The organism is Kaistella carnis (genome assembly GCF_003860585.1).
Taxonomy (GTDB): domain Bacteria; phylum Bacteroidota; class Bacteroidia; order Flavobacteriales; family Weeksellaceae; genus Kaistella; species Kaistella carnis.
Genome location: NZ_CP034159.1, coordinates 2,601,227 through 2,626,393 on the forward strand (window position 1 = coordinate 2,601,227; position 25,167 = coordinate 2,626,393).

29 protein-coding genes are annotated in these 25,167 nt (G+C 33.9%); 25 read left to right on the forward strand and 4 right to left on the reverse strand.

Annotated features, from left to right (window positions below):
- Nucleotides 1-54: 54 nt before the first annotated feature.
- Nucleotides 55-1,257 carry an IS256 family transposase gene (locus tag EIB73_RS12075; protein WP_125021533.1) on the forward strand — a complete coding sequence of 401 codons (1,203 nt, stop codon included), beginning with the start codon at nucleotides 55-57 and terminating at the stop codon, nucleotides 1,255-1,257.
- Nucleotides 1,258-1,361: 104 nt separating this feature from the next.
- Here EIB73_RS12075 and EIB73_RS12080 read toward each other — a convergent pair whose 3' ends face one another.
- The 3 genes from EIB73_RS12080 to EIB73_RS12090 are packed head-to-tail and all read right to left on the reverse strand — an operon-like array spanning nucleotide 1,362 to nucleotide 3,714.
- A complete protein-coding gene (locus tag EIB73_RS12080) occupies nucleotides 1,362-2,630 on the reverse strand; it encodes a site-specific integrase (protein ID WP_125025514.1) in 1,269 nt (422 codons plus the stop codon).
- A gap of 2 nt (nucleotides 2,631-2,632) precedes the next feature.
- Nucleotides 2,633-3,277 carry a hypothetical protein gene (locus tag EIB73_RS12085; RefSeq protein WP_125025515.1) on the reverse strand — a complete coding sequence of 215 codons (645 nt, stop codon included), beginning with the start codon at nucleotides 3,275-3,277 and terminating at the stop codon, nucleotides 2,633-2,635.
- Nucleotides 3,278-3,279: 2 nt separating this feature from the next.
- A complete protein-coding gene (locus EIB73_RS12090; protein ID WP_125025516.1) occupies nucleotides 3,280-3,714 on the reverse strand; it encodes a hypothetical protein in 435 nt (144 codons plus the stop codon).
- A gap of 116 nt (nucleotides 3,715-3,830) precedes the next feature.
- Between EIB73_RS12090 and EIB73_RS12095 the strand changes: the two genes are divergently transcribed.
- From EIB73_RS12095 to EIB73_RS12205, 23 genes are all read left to right on the forward strand, one after another.
- Nucleotides 3,831-4,049 (forward strand): hypothetical protein, encoded by a 219-nt coding sequence (locus tag EIB73_RS12095; protein ID WP_125025517.1) that lies wholly within the window; start codon nucleotides 3,831-3,833, stop codon nucleotides 4,047-4,049.
- A gap of 1 nt (nucleotide 4,050) precedes the next feature.
- Nucleotides 4,051-4,338 (forward strand): DUF3853 family protein, encoded by a 288-nt coding sequence (locus EIB73_RS12100; RefSeq protein ID WP_125025518.1) that lies wholly within the window; start codon nucleotides 4,051-4,053, stop codon nucleotides 4,336-4,338.
- Nucleotides 4,335-4,595 carry a DUF3853 family protein gene (locus tag EIB73_RS12105; protein ID WP_125025519.1) on the forward strand — a complete coding sequence of 87 codons (261 nt, stop codon included), beginning with the start codon at nucleotides 4,335-4,337 and terminating at the stop codon, nucleotides 4,593-4,595. The genes EIB73_RS12100 and EIB73_RS12105 overlap by 4 nt, the downstream gene beginning before the upstream one ends.
- On the forward strand, nucleotides 4,582-5,268 hold the full coding sequence (locus tag EIB73_RS12110) for a hypothetical protein (RefSeq protein ID WP_125025520.1): 687 nt from the start codon (nucleotides 4,582-4,584) through the stop codon (nucleotides 5,266-5,268). The genes EIB73_RS12105 and EIB73_RS12110 overlap by 14 nt, the downstream gene beginning before the upstream one ends.
- Nucleotides 5,269-5,303: 35 nt before the next feature.
- Nucleotides 5,304-5,522 (forward strand): hypothetical protein, encoded by a 219-nt coding sequence (locus EIB73_RS12115; protein ID WP_125025521.1) that lies wholly within the window; start codon nucleotides 5,304-5,306, stop codon nucleotides 5,520-5,522.
- 19 nt (nucleotides 5,523-5,541) lie between these two features.
- The gene (locus EIB73_RS12120) at nucleotides 5,542-6,639 is read left to right on the forward strand and encodes a hypothetical protein (protein WP_125025522.1); all 1,098 of its coding nucleotides are present in this window, start codon (nucleotides 5,542-5,544) and stop codon (nucleotides 6,637-6,639) included.
- A 407-nt stretch (nucleotides 6,640-7,046) separates the two neighbouring features.
- Nucleotides 7,047-7,892, forward strand: a complete 846-nt coding sequence (locus EIB73_RS12125; RefSeq protein ID WP_125025523.1) for a toprim domain-containing protein — start codon at nucleotides 7,047-7,049, stop codon at nucleotides 7,890-7,892.
- Nucleotides 7,893-7,982: 90 nt separating this feature from the next.
- Nucleotides 7,983-8,291: an ArsR/SmtB family transcription factor gene (locus tag EIB73_RS12130; RefSeq protein ID WP_125025524.1), complete on the forward strand. Its 309-nt coding sequence runs from the start codon at nucleotides 7,983-7,985 to the stop codon at nucleotides 8,289-8,291.
- A gap of 47 nt (nucleotides 8,292-8,338) precedes the next feature.
- Nucleotides 8,339-8,806 carry a DUF6428 family protein gene (locus tag EIB73_RS12135; protein ID WP_125025525.1) on the forward strand — a complete coding sequence of 156 codons (468 nt, stop codon included), beginning with the start codon at nucleotides 8,339-8,341 and terminating at the stop codon, nucleotides 8,804-8,806.
- Between the two features lie 12 nt (nucleotides 8,807-8,818).
- The gene (locus EIB73_RS12140; RefSeq protein ID WP_125025526.1) at nucleotides 8,819-9,451 is read left to right on the forward strand and encodes a low molecular weight phosphatase family protein; all 633 of its coding nucleotides are present in this window, start codon (nucleotides 8,819-8,821) and stop codon (nucleotides 9,449-9,451) included.
- 3 nt (nucleotides 9,452-9,454) lie between these two features.
- The gene (arsB, locus tag EIB73_RS12145; protein ID WP_125025527.1) at nucleotides 9,455-10,501 is read left to right on the forward strand and encodes an ACR3 family arsenite efflux transporter; all 1,047 of its coding nucleotides are present in this window, start codon (nucleotides 9,455-9,457) and stop codon (nucleotides 10,499-10,501) included.
- Nucleotides 10,502-10,676: 175 nt separating this feature from the next.
- Complete coding sequence (locus EIB73_RS12150) at nucleotides 10,677-12,185, forward strand: class I SAM-dependent DNA methyltransferase (RefSeq protein ID WP_125025528.1); 1,509 nt, start codon at nucleotides 10,677-10,679, stop codon at nucleotides 12,183-12,185.
- Nucleotides 12,186-12,277: 92 nt separating this feature from the next.
- The gene (locus EIB73_RS12155) at nucleotides 12,278-13,414 is read left to right on the forward strand and encodes a Fic family protein (RefSeq protein WP_125025529.1); all 1,137 of its coding nucleotides are present in this window, start codon (nucleotides 12,278-12,280) and stop codon (nucleotides 13,412-13,414) included.
- A 2-nt stretch (nucleotides 13,415-13,416) separates the two neighbouring features.
- Nucleotides 13,417-14,625 carry a restriction endonuclease subunit S gene (locus tag EIB73_RS12160; protein WP_125025530.1) on the forward strand — a complete coding sequence of 403 codons (1,209 nt, stop codon included), beginning with the start codon at nucleotides 13,417-13,419 and terminating at the stop codon, nucleotides 14,623-14,625.
- Between the two features lie 48 nt (nucleotides 14,626-14,673).
- Nucleotides 14,674-15,003 (forward strand): type II toxin-antitoxin system RelE/ParE family toxin, encoded by a 330-nt coding sequence (locus EIB73_RS12165; protein WP_125025531.1) that lies wholly within the window; start codon nucleotides 14,674-14,676, stop codon nucleotides 15,001-15,003.
- Nucleotides 15,004-15,014: 11 nt separating this feature from the next.
- The gene (locus tag EIB73_RS12170) at nucleotides 15,015-16,121 is read left to right on the forward strand and encodes a helix-turn-helix domain-containing protein (RefSeq protein WP_125025532.1); all 1,107 of its coding nucleotides are present in this window, start codon (nucleotides 15,015-15,017) and stop codon (nucleotides 16,119-16,121) included.
- A 5-nt stretch (nucleotides 16,122-16,126) separates the two neighbouring features.
- Nucleotides 16,127-19,291 (forward strand): type I restriction endonuclease subunit R, encoded by a 3,165-nt coding sequence (locus EIB73_RS12175; protein WP_125025533.1) that lies wholly within the window; start codon nucleotides 16,127-16,129, stop codon nucleotides 19,289-19,291.
- A gap of 8 nt (nucleotides 19,292-19,299) precedes the next feature.
- Entirely contained in the window at nucleotides 19,300-19,599 is a 300-nt protein-coding gene (locus EIB73_RS12180) for a hypothetical protein (protein WP_125025534.1), read from the forward strand.
- Between the two features lie 20 nt (nucleotides 19,600-19,619).
- Nucleotides 19,620-19,889: a hypothetical protein gene (locus EIB73_RS12185; protein ID WP_125025535.1), complete on the forward strand. Its 270-nt coding sequence runs from the start codon at nucleotides 19,620-19,622 to the stop codon at nucleotides 19,887-19,889.
- Nucleotides 19,890-19,974: 85 nt separating this feature from the next.
- Nucleotides 19,975-21,444 carry a toll/interleukin-1 receptor domain-containing protein gene (locus tag EIB73_RS12190; RefSeq protein ID WP_125025536.1) on the forward strand — a complete coding sequence of 490 codons (1,470 nt, stop codon included), beginning with the start codon at nucleotides 19,975-19,977 and terminating at the stop codon, nucleotides 21,442-21,444.
- Nucleotides 21,445-21,468: 24 nt separating this feature from the next.
- Entirely contained in the window at nucleotides 21,469-22,911 is a 1,443-nt protein-coding gene (locus EIB73_RS12195) for a hypothetical protein (RefSeq protein ID WP_125025537.1), read from the forward strand.
- A gap of 9 nt (nucleotides 22,912-22,920) precedes the next feature.
- Nucleotides 22,921-23,265, forward strand: a complete 345-nt coding sequence (locus EIB73_RS12200; protein ID WP_125025538.1) for a hypothetical protein — start codon at nucleotides 22,921-22,923, stop codon at nucleotides 23,263-23,265.
- Nucleotides 23,266-23,353: 88 nt separating this feature from the next.
- The gene (locus tag EIB73_RS12205) at nucleotides 23,354-23,638 is read left to right on the forward strand and encodes a hypothetical protein (protein ID WP_125025539.1); all 285 of its coding nucleotides are present in this window, start codon (nucleotides 23,354-23,356) and stop codon (nucleotides 23,636-23,638) included.
- 162 nt (nucleotides 23,639-23,800) lie between these two features.
- Here the strand turns inward: EIB73_RS12205 and EIB73_RS15295 are convergent, their stop codons facing one another.
- Nucleotides 23,801-23,923, reverse strand: coding sequence for a hypothetical protein (locus EIB73_RS15295; protein ID WP_262706699.1), 123 nt, complete (start codon nucleotides 23,921-23,923; stop codon nucleotides 23,801-23,803).
- Between the two features lie 431 nt (nucleotides 23,924-24,354).
- On the opposite strand from EIB73_RS15295, the gene EIB73_RS12210 reads away from it, so the two are divergent.
- Nucleotides 24,355-25,149, forward strand: coding sequence for a hypothetical protein (locus EIB73_RS12210; protein ID WP_125025540.1), 795 nt, complete (start codon nucleotides 24,355-24,357; stop codon nucleotides 25,147-25,149).
- The last annotated feature ends 18 nt before the right edge of the window (nucleotides 25,150-25,167 follow it).

Sequence of the window (25,167 nt, forward strand, 5' to 3'; positions counted from 1 at the left end):
AGCTCAAAACTTTTTCGGAAATAACTTTTTACTATTTTTAAACTTTATACAGTTATGATCGACAAAGAAGAATTATTAAACAACAAGGATTTCTACAAATCCTTCAAGAGTGGAGAAGATTTAACCTCTTTCTTCAAAACAATGCACAAACGAGCCGTAGAACATATGCTCGAAGCCGAATTAGATGACCATCTGGATACCGAGAAACATCAAAAAACAAAAGACGGAAATTATCGCAATGGCCATCAAACCAAGAAGATAAAAACCTCTTTTGGCGAAGATGAAATTAAAGTTCCGCGGGATAGGGAAAGTACTTTTGAGCCAGCCTTAGTTCCCAAAAGGCATAATATTATTGAAGGTTTGGAAAATGTTATCATCTCATTTTATGCCAAAGGAATGAGTGTAAGTGATATTGAAGATCAGATCAAGGAAATGTATGATTTTGATGTTTCAACATCCACAATATCCAGGATTACCAATGCGGTTTCCAGTGAGATTGTCGCTTGGCAAAATCGGCCACTAGAGGATTTATACCTCATTGTTTGGATGGATGGAATTGTTTTTAAAGTCCGTGAGAACTCAAAAGTTATCAACAAAACCATTTATCTTGCCGTTGGTTTAAGACGGGATGGAAGAAAAGAAGTTCTGGGAATGTGGCTTGGAAAAAACGAAAGTTCCAGTTTTTGGATGAGCGTTTTAACTGACATAAAAGCACGTGGCGTAGAAGATATACTGATCACTGCAACGGATAATCTCAATGGATTTACCCAAACTATTCGCAGTGTTTTCCCACAATCTCAAACTCAGATCTGCGTGGTGCATCAGATTAGAAATGCTTGTAAATACGTAGTTTGGAAGGACAGAAAAGCCTTTACTTCCGACATGAAACACATTTACAACGCTCCCACCAAGCAAGCCGCAGAAGCCGCCTTAAATGATTTTGCAGAAAAATGGGAATCTAAATATTCGTATGCCATCAAATCCTGGAGAGATAATTGGGATGAATTAACGGTATTTTTCGAATTTCCGGTGGAAATCCGTAAAATCATTTACACCACCAATTTAATAGAAAATCTCAACGGAAAAATAAGAAAATATACTAAAAATAAAATGTCTTTTCCTACTGATGATGCGGTTTTAAAGTCAGTTTTCCTTGCCTTAAGAGAAGCAACAAAAAAATGGACAATGCCGATTCGAGATTGGGGAATCGTATTAAATCAATTTATGCTTATATTTGAAGAAAGGCTCAAGTTATAAAAAACTCAAGTCTTAAACTTTTCAACTTACACACTTTGCGGGACAGTGTCGTTATTTAAAATATTGAATGATAAATTGACCTTTTTAATTGTTTTTACGAATGATTACAGCATATTAAACTTCTCCATCGCATTTATTTTCGTCTGATCTGCAATATCAATATAGGGTTTCATTGCAGAATAATCGCTGTGACCTGTCCATTTCATGACAACCTGTGGTGGAATTCCCAATGATAATGCATTGCAAATAAAAGTTCTTCTACCGGCATGAGAACTCATGAGTGCATACTTTGGAAAAACTTCATCATATCTCTGATTTCCCTTATAATAAGTTTCTCTTACAGGTTCATCAATTTTTGCTAATTCCATTAATTCTCGTAGATATTCATTCATTCTTTGATTGCTAATTACTGGCAATGCTTTATAATTGTCAAATTGTGAATCTTTATATTTATTTAAGAGTGCTTTGCTGTGATCATTCAATTCAATGACTAAACTATCAGATGTTTTAACAGTAATTATTTCAATAAAATTTTCACGAATATCACTACGCTTGAGATTTTCGACATCAGAATATCGCAAACCTGTAAAACATTGAAAAAGGAAAACATCACGAACTCTATCTAAATATTTCTTTTTCGCTGGAATCTTTAAATTTTTCACACTCTTTAATTCTTCTTGAGTAAGAAATATAATCTTCTTTTGAACAGTTTTTAGTTTTGGTCTAAAATGTTGGAAAGTCGTATTTGAGTTGTAACCTTTTTTAGTCGCCCACGTTAAAAACCATCGAAGAAAGGAAAAGTTTTTTAATGTAGTTGAGTTTTGAAGTTCTAATTTTTCCTGTAGGAAGTATTGATATTTTAATAGTTTCTCTTCATCTATGCTCTTGAAATCTATTTTTGGGTCGAATGTTTTAAGGTGTTTTCTAAATGTTTTCATCTTTGCGAAAGTTGTGTTTGCCCAAAGATTTATCCTTGATTCTTCTTTAACAAATAAATCGAAAATTTCAAACACCGTTTTCTCAATTTCAACTTCTGTCACAACTTTTCTACCTATTTCTAAATTAAATTGCTCTCTTACAGATTTTTTATCCGGTGTTTTGTTTTCAAAAATGAAATTTCTAAAAACACGTTCGCATGCTAATTCGTAATCAGTTATTTTTTTATTTATTACACTTGCCGGAATTTTCTTTACACCATGTGTAGAGTTTGTTTTACAACGTTGTGTTTCTAAACTCCATTTGTCAAATTCTGCCCTGTGACCAACTCCAAAAGCGATTATATTTTTATCCCATTTTATTCTAAATCGGATTTTTCCGGTCGTGCTGTCTTTTTCTTTGTCAAGCAAAAATTGAGAATGATAATTAATTTCCATAACTAATTAATATTTGATTTGTCGATTTCTACATTAAAATTTTCTATAGAGATTCCTCCTTTTTGAACTAAATCATCATACGAATAAATCAGAGTTTTAACCAATTGACCGTCAGAAAAAATGGTGATAGTTTTTGCAATGTTTTTGGACGTATCGGCTTTATTGTCTTTTGGGTGTAGTAAAATTTTGAAAGATAATGAAGAAATTAGTGCAGTAGTTTCAAATGCTTCATTTTCAGCTACAGAATCTCTGTTCTCGCCTTTCTCATTTTTTTTATTAATAAATTCCTGTGATATTTTTAAAGGTTCAGAAATAGACCTGAAACTGAAATTTCCATTTTCATCTCTCCAATTATTATTACCCATAGCACTTTCGCTGATTTGTAATTGAGAATTATCTAAATTTAAAATTTGAGAGAGGTCTTTATCATTCCGTTTTACAATTCGCCACCAGGAAGATTGCTCGTATTGGTTCCAATCTCCGCTATTAACTATTTCAACTTTTATGTTTTGTTGAGAATTATTTGATTTCTGATTTTTTGCGTTATTAACAATTGTTGAAGTTTTTTTCTTTAAAGTTTGCTTTTGTTTTTGTGCATGAAAAGAAACTCCAAGGGTAAAAAAGCCAATAAGTAAAAACTTCCTCATGTTTACTTATTTAATAGTTCTATGAGTAAGCTAACTTGCCTCATACTTTCAGTTAACTGATCTTGACTTGTTTTCAGCCTATTCATTGTTTCTGCTTGAAGTTCAATCATGCCTGAAAACTCACTGTGGGTAATAGAAAAATTGCCATTGCCATTTACATTTCCATTAATATTGTTATTAACACTATTTGGCGATCCATTGCTATGAATGCTTTGATTGACTGGTTTAAGCATTTCCCCTGTTCCAGATATAAACCATTCCGGATTCAAATCAGTAAATGCAATCAATATTTTTTCGACGGTATCAGAATTTAATCCCGAATCATTCTTAATTGCTCTTCCTATTAAACCCACCGATAATCCTGCATCTACAGTAACCTTATTTGCGTTCAAATTTTTGTGAGCCATATACTTTTGAAGTCGTTCAGTAATAGTCATGTATATTTTTATTGATTTATATCTATGTATTTGCGATTAATATAGAAATAAATCTATATTTGCAATCTAATTGCAATACAAATATAGTAAATTATTTATATAAAAATATAATTGAAATGAAAAAAGTGAGCGTATTAATAGTTCAAAAGATTTTGAATGAGAATAATTTCAGCATAGAGTTAGCCAAAATACTTGACATTCAGCAACAATCGGTTTTAGGTCTTGCAAAAAGAAACAGCAATAAACTTACTTTATTTATCGCTGTTCAATTTTATAAAGAAAAGGGATTTACCGAGGAAGAGATTTTTCTGCAACCACAAATAAATATTAACTAATATGGAAGACAGAGACAAACCTATCTGGCAGTTAACAATTGGTGAATTTGTAGCAATTTTAGATTCCAGACTACCTGTAAATAAAATTGAATCAATTTCCAAAAACACAACTGAAAGCAAGCATGTATATGGCATAGGTGGATTAGCAAAACTAATTGGTTGCTCAAAGAATTATGCAGGAATTTTAAAACGAACTGGAATGTTTGATGAGGCAATCAGTCAAAACGGACGAACGATTATTATTGATGCGGAGTTGGCTTTGAAACTTTTTAACGATAATCAAAAATGAGAAATATTGATCCCGAAACACCAATTTGGCAACTAACTGTAGAGGAATTTTTAGAAGTTGCAAATAAATTGAATGCTGAAAAAAAATATGAATATGGCTTGAAAGGAATTGCGAAAATTCTTGGCTGCTCTCTATCTAAAGCAAATGAAATAAAATCTTCTGGAATATTAGACAAAGCAATAGTACAAAATGGCAATATAATTATAGTAGAAATAGATAAAGCACTAAAATTGTTCGCCAAGCATGGAAAATTATAATCTGGAACTTTCTGATCGTATTTGGAAGTTTAATGAAAGTAGAGCATTAGGATTGTCAACACTATCGGTTTATTTTTTTTTACTAAGGATAGGTATTGAGCGTACAAGTCTGAAGTTTACGATTTCTGACACTCAAATAAGTACGCAACTTAAGATGACCAGGAAGACTGTAAAAGTTTGTAAGGAAAAACTCCGACGATTTGGAATTATTTCTTATCAATCAATATCTGGCATTCCTGCAGAAATATCATTGATATCAGATTATCCTTTAATTCTTGATAACCAACATTTTGACGATGACTTAAATAAAAAAAGAAAAGCAAAGAAGCAAAATGAAGAGGTTTTAGTTCAATCTAAAATTTTAAAAACTTCAGTTTCAGAAATTGATGATATTTCAACAAAGAAAATAATGGATTTTCCAACTCTAAAAGAATTTATCGAGTATGCGGAATCGATAGAATCTTATGATGATAATTTATTATTAGAAATTAAAAACAAACATCAAACCTGGACAAATAACGGTTGGAAAAATAATTTTGATCGACCTATAACCAATTGGAAGTCCGCATTAAAAAATTCTCTACCCTATTTATATAATAGTGCCATAAAAAATAAAAAAACAATCGAGACAATCCCGACTATTAGACGAATAAAGATTGACGGTGATTCATAATAATGGGCAAAAGCAAAGTTTTTAAAATTTATAATATGATAATAAGTGAGATAAAAGTTGGTCAAGCAGTTACTATCAAAAGAATGCTTACCGAATATAAGGGAATTCAGAAAGTAAAAGTTTCCAGTTTTGGTAAAGTAGAAAAGCGTGTTTTCAAAGGAATTGGTATTGAAATTTATAAATATTTTAGTTTACAAGATGGAACCAAAACTTTAGAAAGCGAAGGAATCAAATTACAAACAGAACCGAAATAATTTTTTGAGTATTTGATATATGGCGGTCCCAAACAAAGATCTTCGGATCATCCGGAAAGAAATTGAAAATAGTACTGACAGATTGCCTGATAAAATTCGATTGGGAAACCATTTTGTGGACGATTTTATTTTCGAAAATAGTGAGGCTGCAGATATTCCTATCAATGCATTGAGGGTAATATTTAACATTGTGAGCATCATTGGGAATGAGCAGTTTCGTCCTACAGATCGTCCGCATCAACTTTCTCTCTTTGACGAAGAATTTGAGACTGATAACAATACTTTTGCTTCCATAAAAATAAGGAACAGTAAAATTTCTCCAAGCGGATCTACTAAACAAGTAGTTGCTGCTTACGAATTCCTTACAAAATTTAAAATGGCTTGGCACAGATCTGAAAACTCAAAAGGTAAAGAAATTAAAACTTTTGGTGGACTTATTTCCCTGCCGAGTTATGATGTTAGAGGTTACACCACGTTTTTAATTAGCAGTTATTGGTTGAAAAAATTAATGGTAATACCTGAATACAATTACGTTCTATACAATTTAGTGTATCATATTCGAAATAATAAGCATATTATTTTTGCAATCTGGCTCTCCAAAATTCCTGTAATGGGGACATCGGCGAAACTCTCAACACTCAATAAAAAATTCGGTCTCAATTATAGATCAGCTAATGATTTTTGTTTTAAATTTTTAAAACCCGCAAGATTAAATTTAAATAAATACAACAATTTGTCTTTCAATTTTAAATGTAATAAAGATTCAATCACAATTGTTCCCTACGATACATCTAAAATAGTAACGAAAGAAGGTGCTTTACATCCAAAAGAGAGTTGTAAAATCAATAGGAGGTTGAATTATTTAAAAGAGAGATTTGATTTGCAGGAAGGTGAAATGATTCAATTCTTTTACCATTACAGAAGCATTGCACAAACGAGAGATTCAATAGAAAAAGCATTTGCTGAATTTATTAAAACAAACAGAATGCTGAAAAAAAAATCAACAGACTATCAAGGTCGCGCTTTTCTGAATGAAATTCAAAACATCATCAAAAAGAATTATGCAGATACAAAAATGGGAGAATTGTTTCCGAACGGTTATCCGGTCATTATTTGAATTCGGATTTGGACTCATTCATTCTCGGATTTGGACTCATCCGCATTTCGGAATTGGACTCGCTGAAGTTAATAAAATGTTAAAATTTATAATTTTAAATGTGACTTTTCGGAATTGGACTCATTCATTGCAAATAAGAAATGAAATTGTGGATAACTTTATAGATAATTATCTATGTTTTCGGAATTGGACTCATGTGTAATAGTGCTTCTATTCGGAATTGCACTCATATCTTTTTCGGAATTGGACTCATGTCACTTTCGGTATTGGACTCATTTCAGAAATAACGTAAACCCTTTGCTATAAGGTTATATATGGCTTCAGTAAAAGAGATTTAAAAGTAGAGAAAAGTTTTTTTTATCTAAAAAGGGTTTCGATCATAAAAATTTGCTTTAAAAAAGAAAAAAATGAATTGCGAACAAATCAAGGAGAAAATAAGCATTAGAAGAGTCCTGGAATCATTCAATCTATTTCCTGTGAAGCAAAATTCAGAGACCGCTTTCTATTTCGCGATTGATCGAGAAGAAAAATCGCCAAGTCTTTGCGTAGATTTTGCCCAAAACAAAGCTTTTGATTTTGGAACCGGAAAAAGTTATGATGTGATTTCAATTGTTCAGCAACTAAGTAAATGTTCCGTTTCAAATGCGTTGCAATATTTAGAAAAGTTTGACACTTCAGTCCAATCAACAAACAAAAGTATTCTTGAGTCAAACAAAAATTATGAAATTTTAGAAGTAAAAGAAATTGAACATTTGGCATTGGCTGAATATTTAAAGTCAAGAAAAGTATTTGATCAAAAGCATTTGGTTAAAGAAATTCACTATCAAATGAAAGGAAAGAATTACTTTGGCGTCGGCTTTTACAACAATGCTGGAGGAATTGAAATCCGAAATAAATATTCTAAAATCTGTCTGGGCAAAAAGGATATTACTTTAATAAAAAATGAATTGAACCTAAAAAATGAGATCTGCGTTTTCGAAGGTTTTTTTGATTTTCTTACCTATCTCAATTTACCAAATGTTCAGATTTCCAATTCTGATTATTTGATATTAAATTCGACGGCGATGTTTTTTAAAGCTGAAAAACAACTGACGCAATATGATAAAATTGTACTTTTTCTGGATAATGATTTGAGTGGAAGTATTTTGGCCGAAAAGATTGTCGACAAATATGAGAATGTGGAGGATTGCTCAATTTTATATGAGGATTGTAAGGATTTGAATGAGTGGTTAGTAAAATATGTTAATTGGTAAAATATTTCATAGGAATCTGCGCTGAAATAAATTAATAATCGTAATATTGCAATCAAACAATGAATATAGGTAATTAAGCAGACATAAAATATGTACACAGATCAGCAAAAAGAAATCGCTTTATTCGCAAAAGTCTTTGGGCATCCAGCAAGAGTGGCCATTTTACAACGGTTATTTGAAATAGACGCTTGCTATTGTGGAGATTTATCAGAAGAAATTGGACTCGCACAACCTACTATTTCTCAACATTTAAAAGAACTAAAAACCACAGGACTCATCAAAGGAACTGTCGAAGGAGTAAAAACCTGCTATTGTATAGACATTGAGAATTGGACTAAAATGAAAAAACTAATGCACCAATTTTTAGATAAAGATATTCCCACGGCAGATTGTTGCTAAAAAATTTACTCCAGTCAATCGTTTAATCGCAATTAATAAATATAAAAATGAAACTATCCGAAATTAAAGACAAATTGAATAAATTGGAAAAGATCGCTTTCCAATTACCAAATGGAGAATTAGTACCTAATCATTTCCACGTAACAGAAATTGGAAAAATCACAAAGCACTTTATTGATTGTGGCGGAACTGTGAGAAAGGAAGAAGTGGTTAATTTTCAACTTTGGAACGCAAATGATTATGACCACAGACTTCATCCCGAAAAATTATTGGACATCATTCAACTTTCCGAACGTGTTTTAGAGATTGAAGATTTGGAAATTGAAGTAGAATATCAAGCAGATACGATTGGAAAATTTGGGCTTGACTTTGAGGGACAGAACTTTCTGCTAACCAACAAAGAAACCGACTGTTTGGCAAAAGATAAATGTGGAATTCCAAACGAAAAACCAAAAGTTAAACTATCTGAACTGAACAACGAATCTTCCTGTACGCCAGGCGGTGGATGTTGTTAAAATAACAAAAAAATGAAAGCAAATAAATCAAACTTGTTTTTAGAAATTGAAACAACAATTGAGACGTTAAATCCGAAAAATATTTCGGAAGAACGTAAAGCAATTTTACAACCGTTAACGGATTTTATTGAGGCTAAGGTTCTAAAAAATCAAGAAATTAGAATCAATTTCATCTGTACGCACAATTCACGAAGAAGCCATTTATCACAAGTTTGGGCGCAAACAATGGCATTTTACTTCAATATTAAAAATGTATTTTGTTATTCAGGCGGAACAGAAGCAACCGCACTTTTTCCAATGGTTGCAGAAACTTTGCAAAATTCAGGCTTTCAGATAAACACAATTTCTAAAAATGATAATCCTGTTTATTCCATTAAATATGCAGATAACGAGCATCCAATAATTGGATTTTCAAAGATATTGAATGATGATTTTAACCCAAAATCTGGTTTTTGTGCAGTTCTTACTTGTGATTCTGCAAATGAGGCCTGCCCAATTGTGTTTGGCGCAGAAAAACGAATTCCTATCACTTTTGAAGACCCAAAAGTATTTGACGATACACCACAACAAGCAGAAAAGTACAATGAAAGAAGTCTGCAAATAGCAACTGAAATGTTTTACGTTTTCTCTCAAATAAATTCATAAAAAATGGCTTCAAAAAAATTAAGTTTTCTAAATAGAAATTTAACGCTTTGGATATTTGTCGCAATGGCAATAGGAGTTGGACTTGGGTATTTTATTCCAACATTTCCAAACATCATCAATTCATTTAGTAGCGGAACTACAAATATTCCGATTGCAATCGGTTTGATTTTGATGATGTATCCACCATTGGCAAAAGTCAATTATTCATTATTGCCAAAGGTTTTCAGAAACACAAAAATCCTTTCTATTTCGCTCATTCTTAATTGGATAATTGGTCCCGTTTTAATGTTTGTTTTAGCAATTACATTTTTGCGAGATTATCCCGAATATATGGTTGGTCTTATTTTAATTGGTCTGGCTCGTTGCATAGCAATGGTCCTCGTTTGGAACGACCTTGCGGAGGGAAGTAGCGAATATGGAGCAGGATTAGTCGCTTTAAATAGTATTTTTCAAGTTTTTGCCTATAGTTTTTATGCCTGGATTTTTATAACAGTTCTACCGCCATATTTCGGTTTTGATGGTGCAATTGTGGATATTTCAATCGGAACTATTGCAGAAAGTGTCGCAATTTATTTAGGTATTCCGTTTGTAATGGGAATTTTAAGCAGACTTATTTTAGTAAAAATAAAAGGCGAAGAATGGTATACCAACAAATTCATTCCGACAATTTCGCCCATAACTTTAATTGCGCTTTTATTTACCATTGTAGTAATGTTTTCGCTAAAAGGAGAAATGATTGTAGAGATTCCAATGGATGTAGTGATCATCGCAATTCCTTTGTTAATCTATTTTACACTAATGTTTATTATTGGATTTTTCGTTACTAAAGCAACAGGTGCGGAATATGATAAAACTACAGCGGTAGCTTTTACGGCAGCAGGAAATAATTTTGAATTGGCGATTGCTGTTGCTATTGCAGTTTTCGGATTGAATTCAGGACAAGCATTTGCAGGAGTGATTGGCCCTTTAGTTGAAGTTCCAGCGTTGATTTTATTGGTTCGAGTTTCATTTTGGCTTAAGAAAAAGTACTTCAATAAGAATGTCTTGTAATGTTAAAATTTTCCAAATTATAATCTAATTTTCAAAACTAAGACCGCAAAAATTTCTTATATTTGAAAAGGATGAAATAGATTGCAAGTAAACCCATGAAAGATAGAAACTCACCTGCAGTTTCTATCTTTTTTATTTTTAACGCATCAATCCGCCGTAAACTTAAAAACTAACAATGAATCAAGAACTCGAAAAAACCCTTTGGGCTACTGCAGATAAACTGCGTAATAATATGGATGCCGCCGAATATAAACATGTCGTTCTCGGTTTGATTTTCCTAAAATATATCTCTGATAGTTTCGAAGATTTATACAATACGCTGAAAGCCGATAAATTATCTGATGAAGAAGACAAAGACGAATATCTCGCCGAAAATGTCTTCTATGTTCCGCCTTCCGCCAGGTGGGGATTTATACAGCATCAGCGCGCTAAACTTCCAAGTATCGGTAAGGACATTGATGATGCGATGGATGCCATCGAAAAAGATAATCCCAGTCTGAAAGGTGTTTTACCAAAAGATTACGCCAGACCTGCCCTGGATAAAAAACGCCTGGGTGAACTGGTAGACTTAATCGGAAATATTGGATTTAAAGAGAAAGGACACAGCAGCAAAGATTTGTTGGGCCGAGTTTATGAATATTTCTTAGGAATGTTTGCAGATGCGGAAGGCAAACGAGGCGGCCAGTTCTACACACCGGAAAGCATCGTAAAATTACTGGTGGAAATGCTGGAACCGTACAGCGGCAGAATCTACGATGGTTGTTGTGGTAGCGGTGGAATGTTTGTGCAAAGTGAAAAGTTTTTGGATGCGCACGGTGGAAAGATTGGCGATATTGCCGTTTACGGGCAGGAAAGCAACCCAACCACTTACAAACTTGCCAAGATGAACCTCGCCATCCGGGGTATAGATGCTAAAATTGAACTGGGTGACACTTTCCATAATGACAAACACAAAGACCTGAAAGCCGATTATATCATGGCGAACCCACCCTTCAATATTTCAGATTGGGGCGGTGAACAATTGCAGGACAGACATCTTTGGAAATTCGGCGTTCCGCCAACTTCTAACGCCAATTACGGCTGGCTGCAGTTATTTATTAATAAACTCAACAGCACCGGAACAGCAGGTATTGTTTTGGCAAATGGTTCTATGACCACCAATGCCGGATCTGAAGGGGAGATACGGAAACAATTGATAACCGAAGGTTTGGTAGATTGTATGGTGGCTTTGCCAACGCAGTTATTTTTCAATACGCAAATTCCTGCCTGTCTGTGGTTTTTGGCGCGCAACAGAACCAACCATAAATTTAGAAACCGTGCCGGAGAAATTCTTTTTATTGATGCCCGAAAAATTGGCGCCTTGATCAGCCGGAAGAACAAGGCTTTTAATGATGACGATATCAAGCAGATTTCAGATGTTTACCACAATTGGCGGAATATAGATGGGAGTTACGAAGATGTGCAGGGATTTTGCAAATCTGCAACATTGGCAGAAGTAGAAGCTAATAATTTCGTGCTCACGCCGGGACGATATGTGGGAACGGAAGAAGCGGAAGACGATGGTATTTCTTACGACGAGAAGGTGGCCGAGATATCACAAAACCTAAAAGGCTATTTTGAAAAATCTACCGCTTTACAGCAAAGAATTAAAATTAATTTGGCAAAAGTTGGAATTGAAATTTAGATTAAAGTAATATATAGTTTTTTATATGTTACTTTGACAGTCAAAAAGAACATACTAATTTTTATATGTTACTTATATAAAATAGCAAATTAATGATACAGATTGAAAAATATATAGCAGGTAGGCGAACTAAACATCCTACTGGATATACCTTCTTTAAGCCGGAAAAAATAAATGATCAGTGGAAATGGGAAGATCAAACCATCAATACACTCTTAGAGAAGGCGGCCATAAAATTGGGCGAACTAAATTCCTTTTCGAAGCTTGTCCCAAATATTGATCTTTTTATACAACTGCATGTTACCAAAGAAGCGGTAGTTTCCAGCAGAATAGAAGGAACACAAACAGGGATGGATGAAGCTCTTCTGGATATAGAAGAAATTTCTCCCGAGCGAAAAGACGATTGGTATGAAGTGCGTAATTATGTGAAAGCACTCAACCAAGCTATTGTTGAATTAGAAACATTACCCATTTCTTCCCGGCTGATCAAAAAGACTCACGAAGTTTTGTTAGACAGCGTGCGTGGAGAAAACAAACTACCGGGAGAATTTCGGTCCAGCCAAAACTGGATTGGTGGCAATAGTTTAATAGATGCTGTTTTTATACCGCCCAGTCATGATTTGGTAAATGAACTCATGGGTGATCTGGAAAATTTCCTGCACAATGATCATATTAATGTACCCGCACTGATTCGGATTGGAATCGCCCATTATCAGTTTGAAACCATACATCCTTTTTTAGATGGCAATGGCAGAATCGGGCGGCTGCTCATCACTTTGTTTTTAGTTGATCAGAATATCCTGAGCAAACCACTGCTTTATTTATCGGCGTTTTTCGAAAAAAACAAAAGCTTGTATTATGATAATTTGACGCACGTTAGAACCAAAAATGACATCTTGCAATGGTTAAAATATTTTCTGGTCGGCGTTGCAGAAACTGCTGAAAACGCTACCCAAACGCTATCGAATATCCTGGAACTAAAGGCAGGGATTGAAAATAAAATTGCCTCAGATTTTGGTAAAAAAGGAATGAATGCCAATCTGCTGTTACAGTATTTATTTATAAAACCGGTTATTCATGTGAAGCAGGTACAGGAGCATTTGGGTATAAGTTACAAAGCGGCCAACCAACTGGTTTCAGATTTTGTAGAAGCAGATATTTTAAAAGAGGTAACCGGAAACAGCAGAAACCGCGTGTTTTCCTTTACCGGGTATATCAAATTATTTTAATAATGAGCGAGTGGAAAGAATATAAATTAGACGAAATTGCAGATATCTATAATAATAAAAGAATTCCTTTAAGTTCAATTGTTCGTTCAAAAAGGCAAGGTAAATATCCATATTATGGTGCATCGGGAATTGTTGATTATATTGATGATTACATTTTTGATGGCGATTATATTTTAATCTCAGAAGATGGTGAAAATCTAAGATCACGAAAAACACCAATTGCATTTAGAGCGCAAGGCAAATTTTGGGTTAATAATCATGCACATATTATTCAGGGAAAAGATAAATTTTTAAACAATTGGATATCTTACTTTTTTAAGAATTTAAATGTCAGCCCTTATTTAACTGGAGCGGTACAGCCTAAATTGAATAAAGAAAACTTACTGCGAATTCCAATTCCAATTCCTGATTTTGAGTCGGCCTCGATTATTACTGAAGTTCTCTCTTCATTAGATGATAAAATTGAACTCAACAATAACATCAACAAAGAATTAGAAAAACTCGCACAAACTCTTTTTAAACAATGGTTTATTGATTTTGAATTTCCAAACGAAAACGGCGAGCCTTACCAATCTTCCGGAGGAGAAATGGTAGAAAGTGAACTGGGAATGATTCCGAAAGATTGGGAAATTGGAATTCTCGACGATATTTTAGAAGTGAAAGGTGGTACAACGCCGAGTACAAAAGATGCTTCTTTCTGGGACGGAATTTATCACTGGACAAGTCCGCGTGACTTATCAAATTTAGAATTCCCTTTGCTAATTGATACCGATAAGAAGATAACTGCAAAAGGTTTAAAAAAAATTAGTTCAGGATTATTGCCGAAAGGAACATTACTGCTTTCTTCCCGAGCACCCATCGGTTACTTGGCAATTACTGAAATAGAAACTGCAATCAATCAAGGATATATTGCGATAAATGGAAAAAAAGAATTTTCTAATATTTTTATTTTATACTGGCTGAAAGTCAATATGCACTTAGTAATTGAAAGGGCGAATGGATCAACTTTCTTAGAGATTTCTAAAACAAATTTTAAGCAGATTAATTGTATTATTCCAGATAGTACCATTCTCCACCAATATATAAATCAAGCAAATGCAACATTTGAAGTTATGCGCAATAATTTATTGGAGAATCAAGAACTCTCAACCCTCCGCGACACACTTCTTCCCAAACTAATTTCCGGTGAGCTAAACGTTAAAGATTTGTAAATTTTAAAAATCATTAACCTAATAAGTAAATAAAAACATAAATTTGCAGTGGAGATAAGATTCAAAAGTAACAAATTAGAAAACTCTTTTACAGACGACCGGCTTTTGGTGAAAACCTACGGCGAGTTGGCGAAGAAGATTAAACAAAGATACGATGAGCTGAAAGCTGCAGATAATTTATCGGTTATTGCTAAAATTCCTGTCTTACGTTTGCATTCACATCAGGGTAACAAGGGAATTTGGTCTGTAGATATTCATCAAAACTGGAGAATTCTTTTCACCATAGATCAAGATCCTATTCCCATTTTAGAAAATGGCGGAGTAGATCTAAAAACCATCGAAATTATAAAGATAGAATCTGTAGAAGATCCTCATTAATCAGCCAAGCAATGAAAACACTGGAACTAAAAAAATCACTTTTAAGCGCACCCGGAGCATCTATACAGGAAAATATAGATTTCATCGGGATGTCGCAGGCAGAATTGGCGGAGCGCTTGGGAAGATCAATCCCAAAACTCAATGAACTCATCAAAGGAAAAGCGCCCATCACCAAAGATACCGCCGCGAAACTGGAATATGTTCTTGGGATTCCTGCGAGTTTTTGGCTAAATCTTGAAAGACAATACCAGGAAGAATTGATGCGGATAGAGCAAATGGAGTTTCTGGAAAACTGCAAAGACTGGATCTCCGGTTTCCCAATCACTGCGTTAAAATCAATGAACCTGCTTCCCGAAACTTCGGTGAAGGCAGAAATCGCAGAACATCTGTTAAAATTTTTCCGTGTGGCTTCACCCAATGACTGGTCCCGCATTTACACAGAAGAATCGCTCGCTTTTAAAATAGAACTGAAACACACCACAGATCCAAAAGCCATTTCGGCGTGGTTAAGAATTGGCGAACTGCAAGCCGAACGAATTAGTTTGGCGGCTTTTGATAAAAAATTATTAACAGATTCTTTACCGCTGCTGCAGGACATTGCCTACAACCAACCGGAAAACTGGCTTGAAGAAATTCAGAAAGTTTGTGCTTCTTTTGGTGTGGGCGTCGTGTATTCTCCATGTCTTTCCAAAGCACCAATTTATGGGGCTGCACGTTGGATCAAGAATAAAACCGTTCCTCTCATTCAACTGACCGACCGGAAGAAAGATTACAATGCTTTTTGGTTTTCGTTTTATCACGAATTGGCGCACATTCGCTACCACAACAAGTCAGACATATTTTTAGATGGTTTAGAGGAGATTTCACCGGATTTGGGAAAAGAAAAAGAAGCGGATGAGTTTGCATCTAGAATGCTCATCAAAGATGCAGTACGGGCGAAAATAGAAAATTCCGAACTCAGCACCAGAAATGCAATTTTGCAATTCAGTAAAGAAAATAAGATTCACACCAGTGTTTTAATTTCACAATTGCAGCGATTGGGTAAAATCGCATACAATGATGTGGTGGCTCAAAAATTAAAAACAAAAGTTGAGTTTGAAAAATTGACCTTTAAATAAATTTTATGGCAGCAGTTATATCCGAAGATCACATAGAGCAGGTTATCATTCAGGAATTTGTAGATATTGGCTATGAATATATTAATGGGGTAGAAATTTCACCGGAAGGGCTTTATCAGGAAAGAGAATATAACGAAGTCGTCTTAAAAAACCGCTTGCAGGAAGCCATTGCAAAAATAAACCCTACCATTCCTTACGAAGCTCGGGAAGAAGCCCTGAAAAAAGTTTTGCGTTCGGACAGCCCGGAATTATTTCAGAATAATTACCAGTTCCACCAATACCTAACCGATGGTGTTGATATAGAATACCGCAAAGAAAATAGAATTGCCGGTGACAAAGTTTGGTTGGTTGATTATGAAAATCCATTAAACAATGAATTTTTAGTCGTCAATCAATTTACCGTAATCGAAGGAAACGTCAACAAAAGACCTGATGTGATTCTGTTCGTAAACGGTTTGCCATTAATAGTAATTGAGCTTAAAAATGCGGCAGATGAGAACGCAGATGTAAATGCGGCTTTCAACCAGTTGCAAACCTATAAAAAAACCATTCCGAGTTTATTTCAGTACAATGCCTTACTCATTGCATCAGACGGTTGGGATGCTTTGTACGGTTCGCTTACTTCTCCCAAGCAGTTTTTCGTTCCGTGGAAATCAATTGACGGGGAATTAATTGCTGACGAGCATATTCCGCAAATGGAAGTAATGGTGAAAGGTATGCTGAATAAAACGGTGATTTTAGATTTGATCCGCCATTTTACAATTTTTCACCAAAACAAAGAATTCTTAACGAAGATCGTTCCGCGCTATCATCAATATTTTGCGGTAAACAAGGCGGTAACCGCGACCATAAAAGCAACTGCAGAAAATGGTGATCAAAGAGCGGGTGTTATTTGGCACACGCAGGGAAGTGGCAAAAGTTTGTCGATGGCATTTTACGCAGGAAAATTGGTTTTAGCTTTAAATAATCCAACCTTGGTGATCTTGACGGATAGAAATGATTTGGATGATCAGCTGTTCGATACTTTTTCCATGAGTCAGGATATTTTGAGACAGACCCCTGTGCAGGCGGAAAACAGAGACCATCTGAAAAAGATATTGTCTGTTTCTTCGGGAGGAATTGTTTTTACCACGATCCAAAAATTTCTACCGGAAATCGAACAGAAAATCGATTTAGGAAACGGTAAATTCAAAAATATAAAGGGAGATTTCGACGAATTATCAGACCGCAGAAACATTGTGGTGATTGCAGATGAAGCGCACAGAAGTCAGTACGATTTTATTGACGGTTTTGCCAAACATATGCGAGATGCGTTGCCTAACGCTTCTTTCATTGGGTTTACAGGAACTCCAATAGAAAACACGGATAAAAATACGCAGGCCGTGTTTGGTGATTATATCGATGTTTATGATATTCAGCAAGCAGTAGAAGATGGCGCAACGGTAAGAATTTTTTATGAAAACAGATTAGCAAAAATTATCTTAAAAGAAGAACACAAATATAAAATTGACGAGCAACTTAATTTGGTTGCCGAAGAAATGTCGGATTATGGAGAAAGGGAGGAAGGTATAAGTGATGACATTGAAAACAAAAAAGCAAAATGGGCAAGACTGGAAGCTATTGTTGGAAATCCCGACCGACTAAAACTGATTGCCAGCGATATTGTAAAACATTTCGAAGCGCGAAACGAAATTTTAGAAGGTAAAGCGATGATTGTCTGTATGAGCCGAAGAATTGCGGTGGAACTGTATGCAGAAATAATTAAAATTAAACCGGATTGGCACAGCGATGATGATGCAGAAGGCGTAATAAAAGTCGTTATGACAGGTTCGTCCTCCGATCCGCTGGACTTTCAACCTCATGTAAGAAACAAGAAGAAAAGAAAAGCATTAGGTGAGCGGTTGAAAGATGAAAATGACAGTCTGAAAATTGCTATAGTTCGCGATATGTGGCTTACCGGGTTCGATGCACCGAGTTTGCACACTCTATATGTGGATAAACCCATGAAAGGTCATAATCTGATGCAGGCAATCGCAAGGGTTAATCGGGTTTACAAAGATAAAGAAGGTGGATTGGTGGTTGATTATATTGGGATTGCCACAGATTTGAAAAAAGCACTTTCAGTTTATGTAGAAAGCGGCGGAAAAGGGAAACCTGCATTTGACCAGGAAGAAGCCGCTTCTGTAATGATGACCAAATATGAGATTGTGGCGCAGATGTTTTCGGAACAACCTGTAGATAAATCAGAATTTAAAGGATTTGATTATCAGTCATTCTTTACGATGACACACAAGGAAAAATTATACTTTCCGATAAAAGCAGCGAACTATATTTTGGGATTAGAAGATGGAAAAGCACGGTATACAAATGCGGTAACCGCGTTAAGTAAATCCTTCGCAATTTCAGTACCGCATCCATTTACAATTGATATTCGTGATGAAGTTGGATTGTTCCAGGCGATCAAATCAAGAATTGTAAAAGTCACCCAAAGTGGAAAAGCGAAAAGTGACGAAGAAATAGAAACCGCTATAAAACAGATTTTATCTGACGCTGTAGTGGCAGAGGAAGTGATTGATATTTTTGATGCCGCCGGTATTAAGAAGCCGGATATTTCAATTTTGTCAGATGAGTTTTTGGCAGAAGTGAAAGGAATGAAACACAAAAACCTCGCTTTTGAACTGCTGAAAAAGTTGCTGAATGATGAAGTGAAAACGCGACAGAAAACAAATATGGTACAATCGAAAAAGTTTTCAGAAATGATAGAAAACGCCGTCCGTAAATACCAAAATAATCTGATTTCGTCGGCAGAAGTTATTCAGGAATTAATCAATCTTGCAAAAGATATTAAAGAGGCAGATAGAAGAGGAGAAGATTTGGGTTTAGATTTTAGAGAGTTTGCTTTTTACTCCGCTTTGGAAGTGAATGACAGTGCAGTTTCCATCTTGGGAGACGATATTCTGCGGCACATTGCCAGAGAATTGGTAGATACCATCAGAAGCAACTCCAGTATTGACTGGACAGTTCGTGAAAATGTACAAGCCAAGATGAGAATTGCTGTGAAGAAAATCCTCCGGAAGCACGGTTATCCACCAGATTTGGAAGTGAAAGCAACGGAGACGGTTTTGGAGCAGGCGAAATTGATGGCGGGGAGTTTAAGTGAACAGTTATAATACATACGATGAAAACAAAAGAAGACTTCATTCAAGAAATCAAAGTATTAGCAATAAATACAGAAGCGAATATCAGAAACTTTTCTACAAAAGTAGTAGATGCACAAACATTACATCAATTCTATGACAGATGTTTAGAGCAGTTTTACAAATTTATGCCTTGCTACTGTTTTATGTTACCATTTCATCACTTATCTGAAGAAGAGATGTTTGAGATAAATCAATTTGGATTAGATAAATCTGAGGAACTTCATAAATTGTATAGCAGAATCTATGTGGAGAAAAGGAATGCTATCGACATGAGATAATATAATTAGCCTAAATTATTATGAACATCGATTATGAAAACGTACAGCTTCTTGTAGAAATTGTTATAGAGGAAGAAGCACGAGAAATTGACGACGCAGATTTCAGTCCAAAACAGGAGGATATGATGGACTCCAAAATAGAAAATATTTTAGTGATAGCCGAAGGACTGACTTATGAAAATACATTTTATATGACCGATGTAGAAGCGGAATTCAAAAGTCCCAATAGTGAACGACAAAAGGTTGCATATGAAACAATCTCCCAAATGACGCATGTAAAATTCAGTTGATGAAGGATTAATTTGCTGCTAAAGATATCGGGCTTCTGCAGATGTATTGGGATGGTTTGTATGAGGATTAATTTAAAATATAAAGATGGATTTAAAAAAAGTTTTTATTTCATACAGTTGGGGAGATAAAGCTCACCAAGATTGGGTGCAAAATTTAGGTACACGATTAATTAATGATGGCATCGATGTAACATTAGATAGGTGGAGTGCGAAAGAAGGACACGACATTACTTTTTTTATGGAAACAATGGTTAAAAAAGATCTATATGATCGAGTCTTAATTATATCTGATGAGAAATATAGTAAAAAAGCAGATAATAGAGATGGTGGAGTTGGAATAGAAACTCAAATTATAACACCTTCAATTTATAAGGATGGTAAACAAGAAAAATTTTTACCGTTAGTTGTAGAGCGAGATGAAAGTGATAATGTTTATTTGCCGATATTTTTACAAAACAGATTATATTTCGATTTTTCAAAAGAAGAATATTTTGAAGAAACTTATGAGAATTTGGTTCGAAACATTTATGATGCGCCACAGATTGTTAAACCGAAATTAGGAAATAAACCTTCCTATATTACAGATGATCAATCAATAGTGAATAGCAATACTTCTTTCCTTGTAAGGTCATTGGAAAATCAATTGTCTAAAAATCCTAATAGAATTAACAGTTTAGCACAAGAATTTATTGATGATTTTAAAAGTAATTTGTTTGAATTCAGGTTAAATTTGGAAAATGGAATTACATTTTTGGATGCCGGCAAGAAGTCAGTGGATAAGATACATGAATACAGGAATTTACGTGAAGATTTTATTCAATTCCTTCAAATCATAACTAAAACTGAATATAATTTTGACGTGGATATTGTAAAATCTTTATTCGAAGAAAAGGATGTCTATAATAGGCCACAGGATGTAAATTTGAGAAGTTGGTCAACGGCAGAATACCAGCACTACAAATTTATTTTTCATGAACTTTTTATTTATGTAGTTGCAATATGCTTAAAGAATCAAAATTATAATGCTTTAGCAGAATTTTTACACTCACCGTATTTTTATCAGAACAGTAATATTAGAGAAATTAAAGCGCAAAAATTTATAGAAATTCGGGAACACCCTGAAATATTGAATGAGTACTATAAACAGGAATTTAATAAAATTAGTGGTTCTGCGGAACTAATGATTAGTAACCTTTCGGATAAACTAAATAAACAACTATTTATTCAAGCAGATCTTTTGTTACATTATATTGATGAGTTAAATAATAATGATGTTTTGTCATACAAAAAATGGTTTCCAGTTACTTATATTTATAAAGGTGAGGAATTATCCAATACTTTTTTTAGCAAACTAGTTTCAAAAAAATATTTTGAAAAGTTAAAGATTGTTTTTGATGTAGATAGTATAGAGTCTTTCAAGGAAATTCTAATCGATTACAAAGCAAATAATGAAAAGCAATCTAGAAGAAATCCAAGTTTTGGTAATGGTCCTTGGCATGGTGTACCTTTTATTTATGACCTTTTTAAAATCGAAGAAATTGGTATTTATAAATAGATAATTAAAGTCAACTGATTTTTTATGATAAGAATTTACTGCGATAAAAATGTTTATTCCCTACTAAACGAGTCTAATAGAAATTTCAATCCAGAACTCAAATCATTGATGGATGACTTGAAGGATATCATGATTTTTACTTATTCACACGCTCATCACGAAGATCTATCAAATTCAGATGAATCTTTTTGGAATCATGATTTAAAATTACTGGAAAATTACGTTAAAGATCATTACTTTAATTATGATGGCATAAAAAGAACTACTGAATGCCTTCTGGCAGAACCTACAAAATCCTTCTTTGATACTGATTTCAAAATTTATAATAATGTTATAAATCCTAACAATAATATATTGGACACAATGTTTCAATTATTAGAGGAGGGTGATAATGATGAGGATGAGTTATTAAAAGTTGCAAAAAAAACGTTCCAAGCATTATTGGATCAACCAGCCCCAAATTTTTTTGATCCAAATTTATCTGACAAAGAAAAGGAATATGCCGAACGCTTTTTGCCAGTAAGTCAAGATCAAACTATGGGTTCGATGATTAATAATCTTTTTAAATTTGGAAATAAATTACTGACAGATAAAACTGAAGTAATTGCTCTGAAGAAAATGATGGAAGAATTTGTCAATAGCGATAAATACAGTTTTGAAAAATGGCGAAATCAGTTTGACGCGAAATTCAAAGAAAATTTTGGTGGAAAAAGTTTCACAGAAATGATGGGAGATCTTTTTAACGCGGTAGATCATTACAATGATTATGACAAGTTTATTATGTTTTTTAATTCATTGGAATTGCATAATGTCACAAGAGATAAGCCTTTGAGAAAAAGTCAATCTTTAGGGAGTATCAGTACAGATGCAAATCACGCTTGGTATGCTTCGTTTTCGGATTTTTTAATTACTGATGACAAAGGTTTAATTGCGAAAGCGTACATCTGTTATCAGTTTTTTAATATAAAAACACGTATTTTAACGATAAAAGAATTTTTAAATAGTAAAACTAAATTTATTCAACAAGAAGAAAATGATATTCATCGATTTTTTAAAACTTTGGAATACGAACTGACAAACAGTGTGATTTTGAGAAAAAATTTGAATATAAATTTTGAAGATACAGAAATCTTAAAAAACTTGCATAAGTTTTTTAATTACTTTAATAGAATTAGTGTGACCCAAAATTCCACAAAAATCTATTGTCAAAGGCATAATAACGCAAATTCTGTAATGATTAGAGAAGCAGAAGTTTTAGTCAAAAAATTAATAAATTTGTTTGGAATCGATAATAATAATTCTGGACTTTATTCAATTGACGAAAAGAAATCTACTGACGAAATTATAAGAAAATGGAATTTCGAAAATATTGAAATTATATTTGGTTTTGCAATTAATAACGGGGGTAATTGTTACTGTTTAGATTTTACATCAAACAACAATATAGAAAACTCGTTACTAAAATAAATTATTAAAATGACGAAATTAACTCAAATAAAAGAAATTCAAAATAGACTTCCTGAAGATATCAGATTTGTTGATGAAACGAATTCAGAATTTACCGAAGATGAATTTGTGAGTATTCTGTGTTGGTTAAAATATTTTAAGCAACATTATAATAAGTTTGGGAAGTCAAAATTACCAGAAATAATGTTCCCAATAATTTCTAAAAAAATAAGGTTGGATTTTGGGCTATATATTACAAGAAGTGATTGCGAACCTGGAAAAGGAGATTATAATATTTATATTTCAGAAAATTTGAAAAATTACAAACCGGGGAGAAAAACACTTGATAACTTTATAAGAACATGGAATTTGTAAACTCTTTGAAATTAATACATTTAAAATATTGTCCCAAATTATAGCAAAATAATTTTATTACTGCTACAAAACCTATCTATATTTGTGCATGAAACTTCACGCCAAAATAATAGAATCAGCAATCCCGAAAAGGGATGATGCAGCATCATCCATAATTATTCAATTTGTAGATGATAAAGAAGGTCAAAACTTTGAAGTTTTCTGTCCAGATTTTGACCCATATTATACCAAAATTAGAAAGTGGGACATCTGGGAACTATCAATTAAATGGAAAAGTGAAATCTTTATCGATCCGAAAACGAAAGTAAAATCCTATTTTACCCATTTAATCTGCACAAAGGCGTCACCGGTTTTTCAAATGGATAAGTCATAACAATAGTAGTATATATTTTATTTCAGCAATTACAGTCATTTTACCTGCGTAAATTAGATACAACAATGTGCGTAAAATAAATATAGAATATTTTCTTATCATGCTCAAAAATTACACTAGCCTGCGTAAAATAATAGCAGGTTAATTTCTTCAACCTTAAAATTATTCCGGCAAACCTGCGTAATTTAAATCCAGATTATTTTTAACCTGCGTAAAAAAGATGCAGCAACCTGCGTTAAATGAATGCAGGTTATCTTCTGCACCTGCGTAAAACAAATACAGCACTTGCGTAAATTGAATACAAGTAGACACATTACCTGCGTTAATGAATACCAAGTACAATTCTTTTCTTTTTCAAAAGCAATATTACTGTATTCAACTAAAATTCAATCTTTTACTAATTCTAAAATTTTGTTTTCAGACCTCTCCTAAAATGCGGGAGTTTTGATAGCAAGATGTGTCTTTGTACCCACAACTTTTCAAGTTGGGTTACAAAGACGAATCTTGCCTTTTTGCAAAAGGGGAAAAAACTTCGGAACTCGTTTTTTTACATTGGGAATAAGGTTTAGAGTCCAGAATAACCCAAATTACACTTTTTTAGACTTTTTTTTTCTGTTTTGAATCCAGATTAATAGTTTTTAGCCCAAAGCATTGATGCAGTGTTGCTTCGCATACATTGATTCCTCAATTTTGCCCTGAAATTATAAATCAAATAGATGGGTAAAATACTTTATTTCTTTTTATGTCTACTTACATTATCACTTCGGGCACAAGTCGGGATTAATACTACAACACCTGAAACAACTCTGGATGTTGTTGGAAAACCAAATGACTCTAATCACTATGATGGAATAATTCCACCCAGAGTAACAGGTGATCAACTTTCAGCAAAATTCTATTCCTCTGCGAAAAAGGGCGCGATTGTTTTTGCAACTTCTCCAGCCAATAATCTGACCGGTCAAGTGATAAATGTTAGTGAAGCCGGGCCCTATTATTTTGATGGAAATTTATGGCAAACTTACTCCAAGGAAGTTCAACCAATTGAATACAGGATTGTACTATCTTTTGATCCGACCAGTACTTCGGGATTAACTTCAACTTCAACCTGGTCTGCACCAGTTAATTATTACGGAAACACCAACGCATATTTTACCGCTTCTAAATATTATTCAATCGGCACCAAAAACTTTGCAGGTTTGAAAGGTGCGGTAACTTTTAGGAAAGTTCATGGAATAGTTAACGTTTACTTTCAAATTTTTCGATCTTCAGATTCAGCACCGATTTTGAATAATGCATTTATCGGGATTGCGGACATTTTCAGCGATATCGGATATATTCCAAATCAAATCGTTTTGCTACACACAGAAAATTCAACTCAATTTTTTCCGGCACTTTTAGAAAATTACGGTTTACAAATTCCTGTTTCTTCTTTAAATCAAATGTCCACCTCCTACTACACGTATGGAGAAGTACAAGGCTTTTCGAACTGGATAAAACCGTACCTGCCTTAACGTGAATAATTCAGATAC

What these genes read in the sequence shown, in the direction of transcription:
- EIB73_RS12185 (WP_125025535.1), top strand. Translation starts at nt 19,620, where the DNA reads ATGAACATCGATTATGAAAACGTACAGCTTCTTGTAGAAATTGTTATA.
- EIB73_RS12180 (WP_125025534.1), top strand. Translation starts at nt 19,300, where the DNA reads ATGAAAACAAAAGAAGACTTCATTCAAGAAATCAAAGTATTAGCAATA.
- EIB73_RS12115 (WP_125025521.1), top strand. Translation starts at nt 5,304, where the DNA reads ATGATAATAAGTGAGATAAAAGTTGGTCAAGCAGTTACTATCAAAAGA.
- EIB73_RS12155 (WP_125025529.1), top strand. Translation starts at nt 12,278, where the DNA reads ATGATACAGATTGAAAAATATATAGCAGGTAGGCGAACTAAACATCCT.
- EIB73_RS12160 (WP_125025530.1), top strand. Translation starts at nt 13,417, where the DNA reads ATGAGCGAGTGGAAAGAATATAAATTAGACGAAATTGCAGATATCTAT.
- EIB73_RS12125 (WP_125025523.1), top strand. Translation starts at nt 7,047, where the DNA reads ATGAATTGCGAACAAATCAAGGAGAAAATAAGCATTAGAAGAGTCCTG.
- arsB (WP_125025527.1), top strand. Translation starts at nt 9,455, where the DNA reads ATGGCTTCAAAAAAATTAAGTTTTCTAAATAGAAATTTAACGCTTTGG.
- EIB73_RS12120 (WP_125025522.1), top strand. Translation starts at nt 5,542, where the DNA reads ATGGCGGTCCCAAACAAAGATCTTCGGATCATCCGGAAAGAAATTGAA.
- EIB73_RS12105 (WP_125025519.1), top strand. Translation starts at nt 4,335, where the DNA reads ATGAGAAATATTGATCCCGAAACACCAATTTGGCAACTAACTGTAGAG.
- EIB73_RS12100 (WP_125025518.1), top strand. Translation starts at nt 4,051, where the DNA reads ATGGAAGACAGAGACAAACCTATCTGGCAGTTAACAATTGGTGAATTT.
- EIB73_RS12170 (WP_125025532.1), top strand. Translation starts at nt 15,015, where the DNA reads ATGAAAACACTGGAACTAAAAAAATCACTTTTAAGCGCACCCGGAGCA.
- EIB73_RS12150 (WP_125025528.1), top strand. Translation starts at nt 10,677, where the DNA reads ATGAATCAAGAACTCGAAAAAACCCTTTGGGCTACTGCAGATAAACTG.
- EIB73_RS12200 (WP_125025538.1), top strand. Translation starts at nt 22,921, where the DNA reads ATGACGAAATTAACTCAAATAAAAGAAATTCAAAATAGACTTCCTGAA.
- EIB73_RS12135 (WP_125025525.1), top strand. Translation starts at nt 8,339, where the DNA reads ATGAAACTATCCGAAATTAAAGACAAATTGAATAAATTGGAAAAGATC.
- EIB73_RS12090 (WP_125025516.1), bottom strand. Translation starts at nt 3,714, where the DNA reads ATGACTATTACTGAACGACTTCAAAAGTATATGGCTCACAAAAATTTG.
- EIB73_RS12190 (WP_125025536.1), top strand. Translation starts at nt 19,975, where the DNA reads ATGGATTTAAAAAAAGTTTTTATTTCATACAGTTGGGGAGATAAAGCT.
- EIB73_RS12085 (WP_125025515.1), bottom strand. Translation starts at nt 3,277, where the DNA reads ATGAGGAAGTTTTTACTTATTGGCTTTTTTACCCTTGGAGTTTCTTTT.
- EIB73_RS12130 (WP_125025524.1), top strand. Translation starts at nt 7,983, where the DNA reads ATGTACACAGATCAGCAAAAAGAAATCGCTTTATTCGCAAAAGTCTTT.
- EIB73_RS12095 (WP_125025517.1), top strand. Translation starts at nt 3,831, where the DNA reads ATGAAAAAAGTGAGCGTATTAATAGTTCAAAAGATTTTGAATGAGAAT.
- EIB73_RS12205 (WP_125025539.1), top strand. Translation starts at nt 23,354, where the DNA reads ATGAAACTTCACGCCAAAATAATAGAATCAGCAATCCCGAAAAGGGAT.
- EIB73_RS12210 (WP_125025540.1), top strand. Translation starts at nt 24,355, where the DNA reads ATGGGTAAAATACTTTATTTCTTTTTATGTCTACTTACATTATCACTT.
- EIB73_RS12080 (WP_125025514.1), bottom strand. Translation starts at nt 2,630, where the DNA reads ATGGAAATTAATTATCATTCTCAATTTTTGCTTGACAAAGAAAAAGAC.
- EIB73_RS12140 (WP_125025526.1), top strand. Translation starts at nt 8,819, where the DNA reads ATGAAAGCAAATAAATCAAACTTGTTTTTAGAAATTGAAACAACAATT.
- EIB73_RS12175 (WP_125025533.1), top strand. Translation starts at nt 16,127, where the DNA reads ATGGCAGCAGTTATATCCGAAGATCACATAGAGCAGGTTATCATTCAG.
- EIB73_RS12075 (WP_125021533.1), top strand. Translation starts at nt 55, where the DNA reads ATGATCGACAAAGAAGAATTATTAAACAACAAGGATTTCTACAAATCC.
- EIB73_RS12195 (WP_125025537.1), top strand. Translation starts at nt 21,469, where the DNA reads ATGATAAGAATTTACTGCGATAAAAATGTTTATTCCCTACTAAACGAG.
- EIB73_RS12110 (WP_125025520.1), top strand. Translation starts at nt 4,582, where the DNA reads ATGGAAAATTATAATCTGGAACTTTCTGATCGTATTTGGAAGTTTAAT.